Genomic DNA, 17910 nt, shown 5'->3' with positions numbered 1-17910 from the left:
GGCCCGCGCCCGACAACGGCCCCCACCTGAAACGCCGTCCGCCCGGAAGCTCCGAGAACCGCCGCAATCCCCGCCCGTCCCATGAGCCTCTTGCGCCCCACAGGACACCCTGCACGCGCGGTGCCGCACGTCCGGCCCCAGAACGCGCGCTGATCCACGTCCGCCCGAAGGGGTCGCCAGGGGAGCGCGACGCCCAGGCAGCCGTCCTACGGGGTCTGCATGCTGAAGGAGCGCGGAAGGCGGAGAGCGCGCAAGGCGGGGCAGCAGGAAACAAGCAAAGGTCAGGCGCGAACGGCGCCAGCCCTAGAGCGCCCGTGTCCAGGAGGACCTCAGCGGGGGCACGAGCGCGTTTGCCGGACGGTCGAGGGCGAGACCCTCGGCCCTGAGCGCGGAACGCGGAGCGGTGCCGCACAAGGGCAGTAGCCCGGACAGCCGCCGGTACGTCTAGTCCTCGGGAACCAGCTGCCGAGCAAGGGCATCGGGGCGGGACTGCATCAACACAGCCGCCAGGCGAACACCACGCGTCCGGCTTCGAAAACAGAGTGAGGGACGCGGGGCCGGGCGGTGGCGTGCGGTCCGCGCTCAGCGCGTCGATGCCGACGCTGCCTTCGGCCAGGCAGGAGGCGGGCACGGTACGGGGTGTCACCGGATTCGGGCACGCCAGCGGGCCCGGGGTGAGGCGTAGGCGTGCCTCACCCCAGGGTGATCGCTAAGCGGATACGGTGCTCGCGCGAGCAGGGCCGGGGTGCGGGCCGCCGGGCGAGCACGGTGGGCCGGGACCTGACGGGTGCGGCCCTCAGATCGTCGCCTCGGCTTCGGCGGGCCAGCTCATGCGGATCTGGACGCCCTTGGGCGTGGCCTCGATGTCAACGTCGTCGGCGAGCCCGGCGATGACGGCCAGTCCCAGCTCGGCGGTGCCCTCGCCGAGGCCGTACTCGAATTCCTCCGCCTCGTCGATCGAGGGGAGGCCGCCCGCCGCGTCGTCGCCGGGGACGGTGTCGCTCACGATGACCTCGAAGCGGTGCTCGGTACCGACCAGTTCGAGCCGGACGGGCTCGTCCGGGCAGTGCCGGCGGTGCGCCTCGACGGCGCGCGAGCACGCCTCGCCGACCGCGAGCCGGACCTCGTCGAGCAGCGTCTCGGCGACGCCGCTGCGACGAGCGACGGCGGTCACGATCAGCCGAGCGGTCCGGACGTGGACGGGCAGCGCACTGAAGGACAGTTCAACGGTCGCCATCTCAGATTCAGGCCGCCTACCTGGCGCCCCTGCGCTTCTCCTCGGCCTCGGCGATCGTGTCGTGAATGCCGAAGACCTTGGTCAGCCCCGTGATCCGGAAGATCTTGAGGATGCGCTCCTGGGTGCACACCAGCTCCAGGGACCCGTCGTGGGCGCGCACCCGCTTGAGCCCGCCGACCAGGACGCCGAGCCCGGTCGAGTCGAGGAACTCGACCTTCTCCATGTCCACGAGCAGGTGGAACTTGCCCTTGTTGACCAGGTCGATGAGCTTCTCGCGAAGCTTCGGCGCCGTGTAGACGTCGATCTCACCCTCCACGTTGATGACGGTGAGGCCATCGTCGGTGGTGTAGTCGTTCACCTTCAGGTCCACAGATCCTCCAGCGCCGTGCAGCACAATCTGATCTCGCATTGTCCGACCCCGGAGCGGCGTTCGGTCGGCGAGACTTAGCCGTGATTCAACCACGCCCCGGCGACGTGCACGCACGTTATCGTCCACTCGGGCGAAAGTTCGCGCCATCCCGTCTGACCTGCTGATCTAATGGTCAGGGCAAGGGGGAGGGACGCTCCGGCGCCGGGGCGTTCCCGTAGTATTGCCCCGGCTGGCAAACTGAAAACCTGATGGGCGTCCAAAGATCCTCACCTCCCCTCGACCGGCTGCTCGCCGACCCCACCCGTCGCGGCCGCATCACCCATGTGGAGAGCGTTCCCGCACGTGAGGGCCGTCGCGCGGCATGGCCGACGTGGTCCACGCCGCTGCTGCTTGAACGGCTCGCCGCCCAGGGCATCGACGCGCCCTGGCAACACCAGGCGGTCGCGGCCGAGCACGCGCACGTCGGCCGGTCTGTGATCATCGCCACAGGTACCGCGTCCGGCAAATCGCTGGCCTACCTGCTGCCTTCCGTCGCCGCGATCTACGACGGGGAGGAGAACCGCCACCAGGAGGGGACGACCCTCTACCTGTCGCCCACCAAGGCCCTCGCCGCCGACCAGCTCCGCGCCCTGCGCGCCCTGCGGCTCACCCGGGTCCGCGCCGCGACCTACGACGGCGACACCCCGCGGGACGAGCGGACGTGGGTCAGGCAGCACGCGAACTACGTCCTGACCAACCCGGACATGCTGCACCGGTCGATCCTGCCCGCCCACGCGCGCTGGTCGTCGTTCCTCCGCCGCCTCCGCTACGTGGTCGTCGACGAGGCGCACGGCTACCGCGGCGTCTTCGGCTCGCACGTCGCGCACGTCCTGCGCCGCCTGCGCCGGCTGTGCGCCCGCTACCACGCGCACCCGACGTTCGTCCTCGCCTCGGCCACCACGTCGGAACCGGCGAGCGCCGCGTCCCGCCTCACCGGCCTGGACGTGGTCGCCGTCGACGACGACGCGTCCCCGCGGGGCCCCGCCACGTTCGCGCTGTGGGAGCCGCCGCTCACCGAGTTGCGCGGCGAGCGCGGCGCCCCCGTCCGCCGGACGGCGACGGCCGAGGCGGGCGACCTGCTCGCCGACCTCGTCGTCGAGGGCGTCCAGACGCTGGCGTTCGTCCGGTCCCGCCGAGGCGCCGAATCGGTCGCGCTCGGGGCGAAACGGGCCCTGCACGAGGTGTCCCCGGACCTCGCCGACCAGGTCGCCGCCTACCGCGCGGGCTACCTCCCCGAGGAGCGCCGCGCCCTCGAAGCCGCCCTGCGCTCCCGCGACCTCGTCGGCCTGGCCAGCACGAACGCGCTCGAACTCGGCGTGGACGTGTCCGGGCTCGACGCCGTCCTCGTCTGCGGCTGGCCCGGCACCCGCGCGTCCCTCTGGCAGCAGGCCGGACGCGCCGGACGTTCCGGGCAGGCCGCGCTCTCCGTCCTCGTCGCCCGCGACGACCCGCTCGACACCTTCCTCGTCCACCACCCCGAGGCGATCTTCGGGACACCGGTCGAGGCCACCGTCCTCGACCCGGACAACCCCTACGTCCTTGAACCGCACCTTTGTGCCGCCGCGTCCGAGATGCCGCTGAGCGAGGACGACCGCGACCTCTTCGGCCCCGCGACCGCCGACCTGCTGCCCGACCTCGTCCGCCGCGGCTTCCTGCGCCGCCGCCCCGCCGGCTGGTACTGGACGCGCCGCGACAGGGCCGCCGACCTGGCCGACATCCGCGGCGCGGGCGGCACCCCCATCCAGGTCGTCGAGGCGATGACCGGACGCCTGCTCGGCACCGTGGACGAGGCGTCCGCGCACACCACCGTCCACGAGGGCGCCGTCTACATCCACCAGGGCGACTCGTTCGTCGTCCAGACCCTCGACCTCGACGACTCCGTCGCGCTCGTCGAACCCGCCGACCCCGACTACACCACCACCGCCCGCGACGTCACCGACATCACGATCGCCGAACGGCTCCGCTCGACGTCCTGGGGCGAGGCCACCCTCTGCTTCGGGACCGTCGACGTCACCCGCCAGGTGGTCGCCTACCAGATGCGGCGCCTCCAGACGGGCGAGATGCTCGGCGAGAAACCCCTCGACCTCCCACCGCGCACGCTCCGCACCCGCGCCGTCTGGTGGACGCTCTCCCCGGCCCAGATCGACGCCCTCGGAGACATCGACCTCGCCGGATCCGCGCACGCCGCCGAACACGCCTCGATCGGCCTGCTCCCCCTGTTCGCGACCTGCGACCGCTGGGACATCGGCGGCGTCTCCACCGCCGTCCACCCCGACACGGGCCTGCTCACCGTCTTCGTCTACGACGGCCACGAGGGCGGCGCCGGATTCGCCGAACGCGGCTACGGCGACGCGTCCGAATGGCTCCGCGCGACCCGCGACGCGATCGCCGCATGCGAATGCGAGTCGGGCTGCCCGTCCTGCATTCAGTCACCCAAGTGCGGAAACGGCAACGACCCCCTGGACAAGCACGGCGCCCTGGACCTCCTCGCCGCTCTCCTGGCGGAGGCTCCCCGACCGGACGCGACCCGCTGACCACCGCGTGTTCGGCGGCGAGGCCGTCCTAGGGTGCCAGGCCGTCCGTTTCTTGCCCGTGCCCCGGCAGAGAGCCCCGCCCGGACAAAACGAACGCCTCCGCCCCTGGCAGACGCCTGACCAGCTTCGCCGACCTGGCACCTGACTCCGGACGCATCAGCGGAAACCTGAAAAGGTCTCCGTTGCCTCAACCGCCGGTCGTTGTGTTCCTTAGCTTTCGCCCAGGTCGTCGCTTGGCGTCGGGCCCCGGTCGAAGGAATTCGAACGCGCCGAGGGAGACCCGCGAACAGGCCGCCCTGGATCTGCTCTGCTGACGGTTCAACGTGCTGAAAGCATTTGTTCGTAACAGCCGCCTCTTCGAGGTCGTTCCGTCACGAGAGATCGTCGCGGCCACTTGACTTCCTGATTGGATGCCCACACCGTCCGTCCCCGGGTTTCGTAGCGCCCAAGTTGCGCAACCCGCATGTTGGGGTTTCGAAAAAAGTTGAGAACTTTCGGCCGGGGTGAGTGAGGTCGCCTCCTGCGCGCGTCTCCTAATATCTCACTTCGGAGGACAAATCAATAGGGGTCGTGGCGCGGTGGCGCTGGGGGTTCGTTCAGCGCCTCGATCACTTCGAAAGCCAGTCATCTGTGGTCCGCCGCCTGATCTGACGTTTTGGGCGCGGCGCGGTATGGGTATCGCGTGTTCCGGCCATCCCCCAGATGGCGTGTCGGGATCGGGACGGTAAGCGCCGCATCCAGACCCCGCGTGACTCTCGACGGGCGATGGCAAACGTATGCCATGACCTGCGGGTTTGCGCTCTACCGAACCCAAATGATGACGCGGCTTGCTGCGGTGGCCGACAGCCATCCGTTCGTTTCCTGTTTTCGGACGCTACGGGGTCTGCTCCTTTAAGAGCGCCACTTACCGCTGGCAGGCTCGGTTCCCCTGGCAAAACCGGGTGGTCAGCGCTGCGTGCCGGCTTCCTTTGTTTGCCGATGATCTAGGCCAGATCGATTCGGATCGCCTCTAAAACCGCGCAACGGGAAATGTGTCTCCTCGCAGTCACCATCCATTTCCCCTCTCTGGCATGGCTTCTCCCGCTTAGCTGGGACGACAGTTGAACCAGCCACGGCCCTCGAACAGGGGCAGCATCGCGAGCAGGGGAGGAACCGTGACCGTTGAGCAGAACGCCGGCTGGGACGACATCCTGGTCAGGGACAATTTCCAGGATCAGGGGCAGACTCCCACGCCCGACCCCATGTGGCGGTCCCCCGACCTCATCCCCTTCGGCAGCGACATCCTCGACTTCGATCTGCTGGAATCCAGCTACAACGGGCCCGACCTCGGGATTCGCCACCCCATCGTGCAAGGGGCGCTCAACCGCATCTACGTGCGCGGCAAGAGCCTGAGGAGCGGCTGTCCCGCGTCCGGCGACGCCAGGCTCTACTACGCACCCGGCGGGCTGTTCCTGGACCCGCGGGCATGGCATGCGATCCGCTCGGAGAACGGCGACACCACCGTGCCGCTTATCAACCGCGGCGGGTCCAGGCAGATCGCTCCCGGGCAGATCTGCGTCAGCAGGACCGCCTTCGTACTGCCCCAGCTGCCGCCAGGCCACTACTGCCTGATCGGCACGGTGGACACACCCGCCCACCCCGTCTCCCCGCAACTTCCGGTGTTCAACTCCAACGTCGACTACGTCAACTGGGTCAAGTACAACCCCGACGTCTGCTGGCGCAACATCGACGTCATCCCGTGCGAGCAGCGAAGGTACGTCCTGTCCAATCTGGCCATCGGCAACCTCAACGACACCCCGACCAAATACGTCTTCGGGGTGTCGGGCACCCACCTGCCCGATGGCACCGCCATCTTCTCCAGCACCGACCAGCGGTTCCCGTTCACTCTGCCGCCGGTGCAGATCTATGCGCCCGGCGAGGACGAGGTGTACTCACGCGCTATCACCCTGCCCGCCCACTACTCCGGGACCGTCACGGTCGTGGTCGAGTTCGCCCAACCCCTGCCGTGTGACGCCACGCTCGTGCTGCGCGCCTACAACCCGGTGACCAGCAGCCCCGGAACACTCGCACACCGGCTCGCCGCCCCTCTCACCGGCGCACAGGAGGGCGCCGAGCCCGGTCGGTTCATCCTGCTCGGCGAATACACCTTCGTCACGCCGCCGCCCGGCTCGTGACATAGGCGGTTGACGACCGCGGTCCGGGTCGGAGATCTGTAGTTGCGACGGCTGCGCGAACCCGTCGGGGCGGCAACGCTCCAGGATTCGCGCGGCCGCCCGTCAACCGGGCGCGACCCGCTGGACCGGGACCGACGTCTCGTCCATTCCACGCCGCGCCTGGGCGAGCGCCTGTTGCAGCTTGCGCCGCTCCAACTCCAGCGTTCGCAGGGATTCCGCATGCTCGTCCCGCAGATCCCGCAATTCCCGCCGCATCCCCATGACCCGCTTGAACCCGAGCGCCGCGACCCCGGCCCCGGCCATGAAAACGATGGCCACCACTACCCCGGCCATGAAGACATGCCATTGCTCGGTGACCCCCGGCACGCTGTCCCCGAACAAGGTCAGCTGCGCCGCGCCCGTACCGTCCAGCACGACCGCCGCCCCGACCACGACGGCGGCGAGCGCGATGACCAACCCCAGGAAGATCATGCGGAGGGTCTCCTCTCCATCTGCCGGACGATCCAGGGGGATCCGACTGGCAAGGCAGCCTAGACCCGCCCCCAATCCACCCGCCACCCCGGCAAGAGCCTCAAGAACCAAATCGAATGCCCTCCGCGGCCGGTCATGGACCCGCTCTTGGCACAGCCCCTGAGTACCGGACGGACGGCTACCGAGAACGCTGCCTCAGGGGCTACCAGGCAGCGTGCCGAGTTCCGGATCTGCTTCTGGCCCACGCTCTTGTAGCTGCTCCGGTTGCCCGACTACCCGCGACAGCCGGCTGTTCAACCTGCCCGGCGCTCTGCTGGGCCTCGCCGCCCCGGCGAAGCGTGCGCCCCCGGCGTCGGCGCCCGAGCGTCGCCACCCTGTACGACGGACTCCCCCCGACGACCCAACCTGACCGGCCCACGCAAAACTGCCTGACCAGCCCGTCGTTGCCCAGCCCGGCCGTCCTGCGGCATCAATGGAAGCGAGAAGAACAAGCACAACCGCTCCCGGCTAGCCGCACTCGTTCACCGCTCCCAGAGGCCGCCCCCGGGTGCGCGGTAGTTGAGCAGGAGCAGACATCCTCACCTACGGTCACCGAAGAACCAAACGGTGCCTGACTCGCCATGCCCAACCAGGGGATGCCGCCTGACGGCCACACCGCCCGCGATCCCCCGATCACATCCCGCCCCGCTAATACGAACCCCTCCAAGCACTTCTCCCACCCACCATCCACACTGAGTAACGTCCAACAACAGTGTGTTATTGGGGCGTTCGGGTAGGTAATGATCATGGATGCTGTGCCCGACCAGGAAAAACTCGACAAACCTCCTCATGCTGAGCCGACCGCGCCGCCACGCCGTACGCACGCCGCCAGACCGACGAGACCCCGCAAAGAACTCGGCTACCCCAAGGGTTGGTTCGCCGTGGCAATGACGCGGGAGCTGGCACGCCAGAAGGTTCTCCGCCGCAGGCTCGCAGACCAGGACATAGTGCTCTACCGCACCCGAACAGGCCGGGCCTACGCGGTCGACCCCCACTGCCCGCACCTGGGCGCCCACCTCGGCGTCGGCGGCACAGTGGAGGGCGAGAACCTGGTGTGCCCGTTCCACCGGTTCGCCTTCGCCCCGGACGGCACATGTGCCGGAAGTCCCGACGGCGCGATGACACGTGGCCGTCTGCGCCACCATCACCTGGCCGAACGCAACGGCATCGTGTACCTCTGGCACGGACATGACGGCGCCGCCCCCGACTTCGAACCGCCGCATGCGGTTTCCGCCACCGTGACGGCCACCGCGTCCTGGACCACCTCGATAGACGCCCACCTGCAAGACGTGGTGGAGAACGTCGTCGACAACCGGCATCTGGCACCACTGCACGGCCTGCGCTCGGTCCAGGCATCCCCTATCGAAACCAACGGGCCGGAGCTACATCTGCGAATGTCGCGCTCGGCCCCGGGCCACGGGCTACCCGGCCTTCGCACGGTGCAGGGCGAAGCGTCCATCGTCATGGAAGGCCTGGGCTGCACCGTGATCCGGGTGCGCCTGACCGGACTGAGGCTGACCCTCTATCTATGGTCACTCGACACCCCCATCGGCCCCCGGCGAACACAACACCGCCAGGTCGCCGCCTGCCTGCCCGACCGTCCGCACCGGCCCCTGACAGACCAGGCCCTGTCCCGGGCCATCGCCTGGACCGCCGTGCGAAGCACCGTCCGAGTCATCCGGCAGGACATCGCGATCTGGACACACCAGCGCCATCAACGCCACCCCCACCTGGCCCGCGGCGACGAAGCCATCAGCGCCTACCGCCGCTGGGCACGCCAGTTCTACCCCGCACCCGACCCAACCCCGCCCCGCACGACCAAGCTCACCGGCAGATAAGACGCAACATCACCAAAGCCCCCGCAACCCAGCAGACACAAGCCTCAAAGCGCTGGCAGACGTCCACCTAAGAAACGCCAAAATGCATCCCGCCCGCCTGCGGGAGAGATCGCAGCGATGCGAACCCTGACGCCGCCAGCAATTCCCTAACGGAAACCACCCAGCAGAACCCCTACGGCGCCACCTGCCTGAACCACGCTGACGGTTTCCCGGTCACCTTGGGGATAGGGCTCGGCGGTACGAACCCCCTCCGCTGGGCAGACCCGTTGTAGAAGCCATCCAGCAGATTGCTACTTGCGGCGGCGCCCGCGTGAGCCACGGCGACGGTCGTCGCTCGTCTTCTCAGAAGAGTTCTCGGCGATACGGACGCTCACGCCGCTGGCAGCGGCCTCCCTGACACCAGAGGCGGGACGGCGAGCAGCCCTAATCCCACGCGGTGGCACGGGACGTTCGGTTTCCCTGGCCATACCCGGAGCCGTCTTGGCGATGGCCTCAGCACGGGCGATCTTCTCGCGCGATCTGCTCACCCGTTTGCGTCCGGTCCCACCGCGCGCGACACGGGCCGCCATGCCGCGGCTGCTCGTCCCGGCCTGGACGACCCGCAGGTGACGCGTCCAGGTGCCGAGGTGAGCCGCGACGATCAGCAGCACGAGCGCTATGCCGACGCTCTTTCCCCATTGCAACTGGTCGGTCGCAGCGACGTTCTGGGTCTTCGGTGCATCCGCAAGTTGCGGCGTGGGGTAGGCGAAGCCGGGCGTCGCCCCATTGGGCTGGACGGACGGCAGCGTGATCGGCGAATCGGTGTTGAACGGTGTCAGTGGGTTCCCGCTACTGGAGGGTGCGGAGCCGGCGCTGCCCGACGGAAGTCGAGACGTGGACCCGCCGGACGAGGAGCCAGCCGCGCCGCTGCCCACCATGGCATTCGCGGAGGCCGCGCCCGAATAGACAGGGCCGGGCTTTCCGCCGGGACGTTTCGCTCGGACGCCCACCGAGACGGGCCCGCTCGACTGCGTCAATGGAAGGCTGGCGAAACAACGCGCGCCTGAGCAGAGCGAGCCCACCGATCCCGACTTGGACTGGACGCCCGTCCCGGCCAACGCGTAGCCGTTGAGGTCCTCTTCGGAGCCGCGGTTCCACTTCACCATGAGCTTGCCGCCCGACACCTTCGCGGTCACACCACTGGGCACGGCCGGCGGGATGCGGACGGTGAAAACGCTGGAGTCGTAGACGTGACGGGTCAGCGCGCCCTTCAGTTGGACCGTGTACTCCCCGTTCCTACGCAGTTGGACGGGGGCCGACATGTCGCCCGACAAGGCCCGTTCCCTGAGGAGCCGGTCACCGGCCCCGGGCGCGATGACCCGCAGCTGCATCTTGAGCCCGAGGTCGAAGTGCGCGCTGGCGGTGACCTGGGAACCGCTGGTGATGACGGAGCCGTCGGCCGGCGCCATGACGCTGGGTTCGGCGGCCTGCGCGGGGAGCGCGGTGAGTACCGGGAAGCTCATCGCAAGGGGCGTCGCGAGGGCGACCACGCCGATCCTGCGGATGATTGTCACGGCCCCAATCCCTTCATCAAGCAACCTGCCGACGGTCTCTCCCCGCTTCACCCAGCCGTAAGACCTCTGGGCGCAAGGGATCGATGCGGCCACCGTGTCGAGTGATGACTGTGCGCTTAGGCAGCGTAACGTACCAGCCGGTAGCAAAAGTCACAGCTCGATGACAAAGCAGCGCAAGACCCACGTCCAACCTCGCACCTCCCTCCCCAAGGAGCCCCCCGGCCGCAACCACCTGGCGTCTCCCTCCCCGAGGAGCCCACCCGGCCGCCGACGACCTGGCGTCTCCCTCCCCGAGGAGCCCACCCGGCCGCCGACGACCTCGCGTCTCCCTCCCCGAGGAGCCCACCCGGCGGCCGACCACCCCGCGCCTCCTACCCCTACCAGTGGCCGACTGCCCCGGGCCTCCTACTCCACGGGACCCGCCCTGGCCCGCCCCCCAACGTGCACCGCACCGACGCCCAGCGGCACTCTCAAGGCCAGCATCACGGAGACGTCGACGCTCCCGTCCTCGACCACGCATCGCGCGATGCGCGCCCCCGATTCAGCCGCGATGACGCGAGCCTTCGCACACGCGGCCACGGCCCCCTCGGGCACCCGCGCGGCCGCCGCCAACGCCGCGAGATCAGCCGCCGCCTCCGCGCGATGCCGAGCCGTCCGCACCCCGCCCACGGCCATGGCACTCACCCCGGCCAGCCAAACGATCGCCGTAAAGGCCAGCACCCACAACGTGCCAGCCCCCCGATCACGCTCCCCACCCTTGAAAGGGTGCACCCCCACTCCCCTCCTTCCACAACGGATCTCCCGCACAAGCAAGCCCCAGAGCCCCGACCACCAGCTAGCCGTACTTGGTGGCCTCACTTGGTGACCCCGCTTGGTGACCCCGCCATCTCGGAGCAAAAGCAAGCCCCTAGTGCCCCGACCACCCCCAACCCCCGCCGCAACACCCGACCTCCGCGTACGCCCCCCGGTCCAACCCGCCAGCTGGCCCCACACGAGCCACAGAACCAGCCGCCCCGCTCGGCCTCCCCTTGGCCTCGCTACTTGGCTCCCTGCTCGGCCTCCCTACTCGGCTGCCCTGCTCGGCTGCCCTGCTCGGCTGCCCTGCTCGGCCTCCCCTTTGGCTGCCCCAATCAGGCGCCCCGCCCGGTGCTGTCCCTGCCAGAAGCGGAGGGCTCCATCACCACCGCCCGTAGGCGGCGCCGAAGCCGCGGACTCTTCGCCGGTCAGCCGTCCCTACCCAAGCGAGCAGGCACAGTGCTCTCGATAGTCACCCACCATCAGGGGCACGATGCCGGCCACTCCACGCCGGGCCGGCCACCCGCCAGGAGCACCCTCCCGACCGGAACCGTCCCCATGCCTGAACACGACCTGGCCGCCACCGTGTCCACGAAGCAATCCATCCAGCCTTGAGGACTTCCAGGATCGCCGCGCCTGAGCTGAGTAGCGTCCGCATCCGAGTAGCCCGACCCGTCCAGCCTTAGACGAAACGCGGAGTGCCGCACCCGGGCTGCTCGTTCCGCTTCCTCAGCAGCCAGTCGAGATGGCCCCCTGCGGGCATACACCTCGCCTGAGTGACCCGTGTTGAGGTGAGCCGACACCACGCCTTCGTCGGCCACTACTAGCTATCGGCGGTTGGCCACTACCAAGGGCGCGATGCCAGCCAGCTCCACACAGGACCCCGCCGCAAAGTGCACCCTCTCAGGGCTCAACAGCGTCCTGGCCGGGGTAGTCGGATCGTGTCCTCAGCGGTCTGCCGAGGTGCCTCTCGACCATGGGCATGCATGCACCTTGCCCGGACACGTGTGGCTGAGGTGAGCTGGCACGGCGCCGTCGACAGTTGGCCACTGCCGAGGGCGCGATGCCAGCCACTTCACGCGGGATGTCCGCCTGTCTGGAACGCCTTCTCAGTCCTGGAACCGTCCTCATGTGGGGCTTGCCTTAGCGCGAGTTGGTTGGCACCGCGTTTGGGGAGCCGTCCTCGTTCGGGGGTTGCTGTGTTTGAGGTGTGGGCACTGCAGGTTCAGCGGGTGGCAGTTGGTGAAGGCGCAGTGTCAGGCCTGGTCGTCAGGACGTTTGCTGCCATGGGTGCTCCTTCCTGCTGCGGGTGTGAAGTGGGCCTCGTGTTGGGCCTGGCCTGGGTGTTCGGGTCGTCCAGGGCGCCTGGCTCGGTTGCGGCGGTGGCGTGGGCGTGGATGGTCATTGGTGGCAGTCCTGCGGCTGCGGGGGCCTGGACCGGAGCGGAGATATCGACCTGTACCGTCGCCGCGTCTCGCCGGACCCTCACCGAGGCGCCGGTGGGTACGGCTTCGGCGATCAAGGCGTGCACAGCGGTGAGGGATTCGCCTCGTGCCGCCGCGCGGGCGCCGGTGCGGGCCGCGTCCACGCATGTGAGCTGGACGGATGCGACCAGCACTCCCCACAGCGCCAACGCGGTGATCAGGACCAGGCTGGGCAGAGCCACGGCGATCTCCACCGTCGCCATGCCTCGGTCGCGCTCGTCCGGACCTCTTAGCCGGCTGCCTGGAGCGCCTTTTCGATGATGTCGGTCAGCATTCCCTTCACCTCCGAACTCGTTACGATCTTGAAGAGCAGACCGGCGAACGCTGCCGCCGCGATGGTGCCGACGGCGTACTCCGCTGTCGACATGCCTTCGTCTCTGGCCGTGTTGCGCCACCGCCGCACCACCATGTCGATCGCCCGCATCAGGTTCCTTTCCTTGCTGGTAGACGCTCGATCGCGTCCGTTCTTAGCCTGCTGCGTCGCGACGGTGAGTGATAGGTGAACGTCATTCTGTGGATAACCCGGCCGCTACGGGATGAGGATCGTCGAGGCGATTCCGACGATGGCCGGCACCACTCCGAGGAGGACGAACGCGGGGAGGAAGCACAGACCGAGCGGGGCGAGCGCGCGGATGCCCGCTGCTCGGGCCCGCTCGGCCGCCGCCGTGCGGGCAACGCGGCGTTGGTCGCGGGCCAGGCGGCTGAGAGACGGTGCCAACGCGGCGCCGCTCGAGGTCGCGCGGATCGCGCTGCGTGCCAGGGGCGCCAGCATCGGTTCCTTCGCCAGTGCCCGCCAGGCGTCTGTGGGGTCGGCACCCAGGCGGATCTGGACGGCGACACCCCGCAGCTCGTCCCCGAGCGGCCCGCCGATGGCGTCCGCGACCGCCTCGACCGCGTCATGCCAGGGCGTCCCGCCGCGGAGGCAGGCCGCCAGCAGGTCGACCGCTATGGGAAGGTCCGCGACCAGTCGTGCCTGTCTGCGCTTTCGCTCGGAGCTCCCGAGACGGGTGAAGGAATGCCAGACCCCCAGCCCCGCCAGGACGCCCAGCACCGCCCCTGGAAGGCCTCCGAACATCACGGCGCAGAGTAGGCCTGCGGCGACCGATGCGGCGCGTCGCAGCAAGAGCTCGCGGCGCTGGGCCTCCGCTTTGTGGCAGGGGATTCCGTCGGGGGTTGTCGCTGCGTGACGACCGTTGGACGCGGCCCGCGGCCCCCTTGGCTGCCCATCGAGTGGGCACATGGTTCGTCGTGGGGTGCCGGGATCGCAGCACTGCCCCTGAGCGGCTCGCTTCTTGGGTGCTGCGTGCCTCGGTGAGGCGCGGGACAGTTGGCCCGCGAGTCGTCGGGTGGCGGCGCTCGTGCCCTTGGGCCAGAAAAATCCGGCCCCGGCCGCACAGAGAACGGTCACGAGGACTGTCATCGATTCGCCAGTCTGCGTGAGGTTCGACGGGCTCGGCCTGGAGACTCGGCTGCTCCGGCCAGGCGTCGCGTCCACCACAGGCCTGTCGCGTTGAGGCCCACGCCGGCGGCGAGGCATGCGAGGCCGGGGAGCGAGCCGCACAGGAACGAGACCGGGTGGGCGCCCAGGGCGGCGGCCATGGCGACTCCGAGCAAGGGCAGCGCCGCCAGGAGGCGTGCGGTGGCACGCGGGCCTGCCAGCTGGACGGCCACGTCCTGACGCTGCGCTTCCTCATCGCGAAGCGCGGCGGCCAGGCCGTCCAGGACGGTGGCGAGCGTGCCGCCGCGCTCGGAGCCGATGCGCCAGCACGCCGCGAGGAGGCGCAGGCCCTCCGCTCCCGGTTCTTCGGCTAAACGCTCCAGGTGATCGGGCAACTCTTCTCGACCGGTCGGGGGTGGGCGCGGAGGGTTGAGGAGGGTCTTGGAGACGTGCGGGTCCAAGGTGGTGGCGGAGGCTCTGAACGCCTCGTGCGGGGTGCGTCCAGCGGCGAGCTCTGCGGCCATGCCGTCGCAAAGTTCGATGACGGCGGTCCGCCACCGGCAGGGGAGACTCCTGCGTTCCTTGTACTCCTTGAGCTTGGATATGAGGGCGTTCTCGGCGCGCGGCTGCGCGGGGGTGAGCAGGCGGTCAAGACGCTCGGTCGCCTGGGAGGGGGTCAGCAGCATCCACACGGCGGCCGAGGAGAAGAGCATCGCCAGCTGTGTCGCGTTGATCATGCAGGTCTCCGGGGGCGGCGCAGGCGGTTTGTGAGGTCTGGGGCGCCGGTGTCCGCGATCATTTCGCCGTCGGCAGTGAACGCCACTGCGGGGACGGCGCTGACCAGGCCGTCGGTCCCCCTGGACAGAAGATGGATCTCGGCGACTCGGCGGCGACCACCGCCCGGCTCGCGGACGAGGTGGACGACGATGTCCAGCGCGGCGGCGAGCTGGCTGTGCACGGCTTCGCGGCTGAGACCGGCCGCGCAGGCCAGCGCTTCGAGACGGGCCGGAACGTCCGCTGCCGTGTTCGCGTGGAGGGTGCCGCAACCACCCTCATGTCCGGTGTTCAACGCTTGCAGGAGAACCACTACTTCAGGTCCTCTGACCTCGCCTACGACCAGGCGGTCGGGACGCATGCGCAGCGCTTGGCGGACGAGGTCGTTCAGCGTTACTCCTCCTGCGCCCTCGACGTTCGGCGGACGGGCTTCGAGCCGAACCACGTGCGGATGGTCGGGTCTCAGTTCCGCGGAGTCCTCCACCAGGACGAGCCGCTCGATGGGGTCGGCCAAGCTCAGTAGGCTGCTGAGCAGGGTTGTCTTCCCCGTGCCGGTGCCCCCGCTGACCAGGAACGCGGCACGGGTCTCGATCAGTGCGGCCAGGAGCGCCGCCCCGTCCGGAGGGACTGTTCCCTTCTCGACCAGCTCGTCCAGGGTGAAGGCTCGGCGGCGCGGGAGGCGCAGCGAGAGGCAGGTGCCGCTCGGGGCGATCGGCGGCAGGACGGCGTGCAGCCGGATTCCGCCTGGCAGCCGTGCGTCCGCGTAGGGGGAGGCGTCGTCGAGCCGTCGTCCGGCCGCGGCGGTGAGACGCTGTGCGAGGCGGCGGACGGTGGCCTCGTCCTGGAAGCGCAGGGGTGTGCGGACCAGGCCGGAGCCCGCGTCGACCCACACCTCCTGCGGGCCGTTCACCAAAACGTCGGTGACCTCCGGAGAACGCAGCAACGGTTCCAAGGGACCGGCTCCCACGAAGTCGGCGCGTAACTCGTCGGCGAGCGTCAGGATCTCGCGATCGCCCAGCAGCCGTTCCTCGGCCCGCAGCGCCGCCGCGACCCGTCCGGCCGTGGCCTCACCGCCGGAGTCGGCGAGCCTGTCGCGCACAGCCTCGGACAACTTGCTCATGCCGCCCCTCCACACGATCTCGGTGCCCTGGACGTCCTCGTCCAGGTCGTTCTCAGTTCCATGTCCGCTCCCCACCACTGGGCTGTCGCGCAGTACCTCTCGCCCCGGCCTGGCGGCCTCTACGCGATCGGGCTCCACCCGACCCTTGACGGAAGCAGTACCTCTCGCCCCGGCCTGGCGGCCTGCGAGGCGCATGGCCTGTCTGCCGGTTCTCGCGCCTTCCGTCTCCTCCCTGGGCTCGGCTTGTCGCGTGGTACGCCTTGCCCGGGCCACGGCGTCTGTGCGCTGTCGGTTCTGTTGTGGGTTTTTGCGCCTTCCGTTCTTCGTCGGCTCGGGCGGTGCGCCTCGTGCTGTCCGGGGCACCTGCACGTCGTTCGGTCTGCCTGTCGGGCTCTTGCGCACTCCATTTCGGCTGTGGCGTCGGGCGATACGCCTCACCCGGGCCGGGGCGACTGGGGGTGCGCGGTCTGGCTCGCCGGCTCGGCGTGATGTGGGTGCCTCTCTGGCATAGGGGATCACCCTGGGCTCTGGGGCGGGGCACGTGTAGCTCTGGGGCAAGCTCGCAGGTCTTCGTGGAGGTCGCTCCTTCGGGTTGGGGGCGTCTGGTTGACGTTTCGGTGCCCTGGGTCGGGGGCTAGTGCTTGCGGGTCAGGCGGCTTCTGCGTGGTGGGTGTGGGGGGTCAGGGAGAGGTCGGTCAGGAGGCGGTCGCAGAAGTCGGCCAGGGGGCCGCGGCGGCAGGCTCGGGGTAGGTGGCCTTCGTCCAGGGCGGTGGGGAGGCGGCGGTCGCGGTCGAAGGTTCCGGCGGGCGGGAGGTCGAGCGCCCTGGCGATCATCTCGGGTGTGAGGCCGCCGGGGGCCGGGCCCTGGACGATGAGGCGGACGTCGGCGGTGTCGCGGCTGAGGGCGGTGGAGAGGCCGTCGGCGGCGACGGTGGCGCGGACCTCGGCGGGGACGAGGAGGTAGGTGATGTCGGCGGTGCGCAGGGCCATGCGTCCGACGTCGCCGGGGTAGCGGGGGACGTCCACGACGATCAGGTCGAAGCCACGGGCGGCGGCGTCGAGGACCGCGTTCGCCGCGTCCTGGTGGATCGGGACGGGGTCGCCGCGGCGCCAGGACAGGACGGACAGCTCGCCGGTGTTGGGCAACGCGTCGCGGAGCACGGCGGCGTTGAGGCGGCCTCGGCGGTCGGCGAGGTCGGGCCAGCGGGCTCCCTCCTGCTCCTCCAGGCCGAGCAGGAGGTCGATGCCGCCGCCGAACGGGTCGGCGTCCACGAGCAGTGTGCGCAGGCCCGAGTTGGCGGCGGTCAGGCCGAGGGCGGCGGCGAGGACGCTGGCTCCGGCGCCGCCCCGGGAGCCGACGACGCAGACGGTGGACGCCAGGGCGCCGTCCGGCTCGCCGGCGGTGGCGAAGGCGTTGATCAGCCAGTCTTCGTGGTCGGGCAGGAGGACGACGTCCTGGGCGCCGACCTCGACGGCCATGCGGTACGTCTCGGACGTGGCGTCCGAACTCGTGACCAGCACGATCCCCTGACGGCGCGGGAGTGCGGCGGACGCGAGTTCCGCCGCTGAGTCGGCGCCCACCAGGATGAGCGGTGGCCAGGCCCAGGCGGCTCGGGCCTCGTCGGCGCCGTGGGCGATCTCGGCGCGGGTGTCGGCGGCGGCCGCGAGCCGGAGCAGGGCGTCGGCGATCACGGGGTCGCTCGTGACGATCAGCGCGGCAAGGTCCATCGGGTCCCCCTCGTCATCCGGAGGACTCCACCTTGCGACCCGCCCCGAGGCCCGCGGAAGAGGTTCCGCCAACTGTGGATAACCTCGCCCGGCCCCACAAGGCGGCGGCCGGGCGGTGGCATCGCCACCGCCCGGCCGCGTTCCATGTCCTGGCGACCCCCGCCGGGGGGGATAGCGGGGGCCGCCGTAACGGTCCGGCTCCGGGGGGGTAGAGCCGGCCCGTCTTTCCAAGAAAGTCTCAGGAAGATCGGGTTCTGCGCGCAAGCTCGATCTTTAGGAGAGGCAAACTCGCCGTCTCCAGTCTAGGTGGATACAA

The 17910-nt window shown here is 69.8% G+C and carries 14 protein-coding genes; 3 read left to right on the top strand and 11 right to left on the bottom strand.

Annotated features, from left to right (window positions below):
- Positions 1-796 precede the first annotated feature (796 nt).
- Complete coding sequence (locus tag K2F47_RS27885) at positions 797-1237, bottom strand: ATP-binding protein (RefSeq protein ID WP_242908488.1); 441 nt, start codon at positions 1235-1237, stop codon at positions 797-799.
- 16 nt (positions 1238-1253) lie between these two features.
- On the bottom strand, positions 1254-1607 hold the full coding sequence (locus K2F47_RS27880; RefSeq protein ID WP_214615564.1) for an STAS domain-containing protein: 354 nt from the start codon (positions 1605-1607) through the stop codon (positions 1254-1256).
- Positions 1608-1855: 248 nt separating this feature from the next.
- Between K2F47_RS27880 and sftH the strand changes: the two genes are divergently transcribed.
- Both sftH and K2F47_RS27870 read left to right on the top strand, forming a co-directional pair.
- Positions 1856-4180: a DEAD/DEAH box helicase gene (sftH, locus tag K2F47_RS27875; protein ID WP_242908486.1), complete on the top strand. Its 2325-nt coding sequence runs from the start codon at positions 1856-1858 to the stop codon at positions 4178-4180.
- A 1154-nt stretch (positions 4181-5334) separates the two neighbouring features.
- Positions 5335-6354: a hypothetical protein gene (locus tag K2F47_RS27870; protein WP_242908484.1), complete on the top strand. Its 1020-nt coding sequence runs from the start codon at positions 5335-5337 to the stop codon at positions 6352-6354.
- 102 nt (positions 6355-6456) lie between these two features.
- On the opposite strand, the gene K2F47_RS27865 is transcribed toward K2F47_RS27870, so the two are convergent.
- A complete protein-coding gene (locus K2F47_RS27865; protein WP_242908482.1) occupies positions 6457-6825 on the bottom strand; it encodes a hypothetical protein in 369 nt (122 codons plus the stop codon).
- A gap of 794 nt (positions 6826-7619) precedes the next feature.
- Here K2F47_RS27865 and K2F47_RS27860 point away from each other — a divergent pair.
- Positions 7620-8702, top strand: a complete 1083-nt coding sequence (locus tag K2F47_RS27860) for an aromatic ring-hydroxylating oxygenase subunit alpha (protein ID WP_242908480.1) — start codon at positions 7620-7622, stop codon at positions 8700-8702.
- A gap of 290 nt (positions 8703-8992) precedes the next feature.
- Here K2F47_RS27860 and K2F47_RS27855 read toward each other — a convergent pair whose 3' ends face one another.
- The 8 genes from K2F47_RS27855 to ssd form a co-directional block, all read right to left on the bottom strand.
- On the bottom strand, positions 8993-10255 hold the full coding sequence (locus K2F47_RS27855) for a hypothetical protein (protein WP_242908478.1): 1263 nt from the start codon (positions 10253-10255) through the stop codon (positions 8993-8995).
- A gap of 405 nt (positions 10256-10660) precedes the next feature.
- Positions 10661-11026: an Rv3654c family TadE-like protein gene (locus K2F47_RS27850; protein ID WP_308198468.1), complete on the bottom strand. Its 366-nt coding sequence runs from the start codon at positions 11024-11026 to the stop codon at positions 10661-10663.
- 1249 nt (positions 11027-12275) lie between these two features.
- Entirely contained in the window at positions 12276-12737 is a 462-nt protein-coding gene (locus K2F47_RS27845) for a TadE family type IV pilus minor pilin (protein WP_242908476.1), read from the bottom strand.
- Between the two features lie 26 nt (positions 12738-12763).
- Positions 12764-12958, bottom strand: a complete 195-nt coding sequence (locus tag K2F47_RS27840) for a DUF4244 domain-containing protein (RefSeq protein WP_242908474.1) — start codon at positions 12956-12958, stop codon at positions 12764-12766.
- Between the two features lie 105 nt (positions 12959-13063).
- Entirely contained in the window at positions 13064-13609 is a 546-nt protein-coding gene (locus K2F47_RS27835) for a type II secretion system F family protein (protein WP_242908472.1), read from the bottom strand.
- A 341-nt stretch (positions 13610-13950) separates the two neighbouring features.
- A complete protein-coding gene (locus tag K2F47_RS27830; RefSeq protein ID WP_242908470.1) occupies positions 13951-14709 on the bottom strand; it encodes a type II secretion system F family protein in 759 nt (252 codons plus the stop codon).
- Positions 14706-15866, bottom strand: coding sequence for a TadA family conjugal transfer-associated ATPase (locus tag K2F47_RS27825; RefSeq protein WP_242908468.1), 1161 nt, complete (start codon positions 15864-15866; stop codon positions 14706-14708). Before K2F47_RS27825 ends, K2F47_RS27830 begins: the two co-directional genes overlap by 4 nt.
- Positions 15867-16514: 648 nt before the next feature.
- The gene (gene ssd / locus K2F47_RS27820; RefSeq protein ID WP_242908466.1) at positions 16515-17594 is read right to left on the bottom strand and encodes a septum site-determining protein Ssd; all 1080 of its coding nucleotides are present in this window, start codon (positions 17592-17594) and stop codon (positions 16515-16517) included.
- Positions 17595-17910: the final 316 nt, after the last annotated feature.

The organism is Actinomadura terrae (assembly GCF_022751215.1).
GTDB classification, from domain to species: domain Bacteria; phylum Actinomycetota; class Actinomycetes; order Streptosporangiales; family Streptosporangiaceae; genus Spirillospora; species Spirillospora terrae.
This window is presented reverse-complemented; position numbering and strand designations above follow the sequence as displayed.

Excerpts from the sequence above, each read along its gene's own strand:
- K2F47_RS27885 (WP_242908488.1), bottom strand. The coding sequence starts at position 1,237 with ATGGCGACCGTTGAACTGTCCTTCAGTGCGCTGCCCGTCCACGTCCGG.
- sftH (WP_242908486.1), top strand. The coding sequence starts at position 1,856 with ATGGGCGTCCAAAGATCCTCACCTCCCCTCGACCGGCTGCTCGCCGAC.
- K2F47_RS27865 (WP_242908482.1), bottom strand. The coding sequence starts at position 6,825 with ATGATCTTCCTGGGGTTGGTCATCGCGCTCGCCGCCGTCGTGGTCGGG.
- K2F47_RS27845 (WP_242908476.1), bottom strand. The coding sequence starts at position 12,737 with ATGGCGACGGTGGAGATCGCCGTGGCTCTGCCCAGCCTGGTCCTGATC.
- K2F47_RS27840 (WP_242908474.1), bottom strand. The coding sequence starts at position 12,958 with ATGCGGGCGATCGACATGGTGGTGCGGCGGTGGCGCAACACGGCCAGA.
- K2F47_RS27835 (WP_242908472.1), bottom strand. The coding sequence starts at position 13,609 with ATGTTCGGAGGCCTTCCAGGGGCGGTGCTGGGCGTCCTGGCGGGGCTG.
- K2F47_RS27830 (WP_242908470.1), bottom strand. The coding sequence starts at position 14,709 with ATGATCAACGCGACACAGCTGGCGATGCTCTTCTCCTCGGCCGCCGTG.
- K2F47_RS27825 (WP_242908468.1), bottom strand. The coding sequence starts at position 15,866 with ATGAGCAAGTTGTCCGAGGCTGTGCGCGACAGGCTCGCCGACTCCGGC.
- ssd (WP_242908466.1), bottom strand. The coding sequence starts at position 17,594 with ATGGACCTTGCCGCGCTGATCGTCACGAGCGACCCCGTGATCGCCGAC.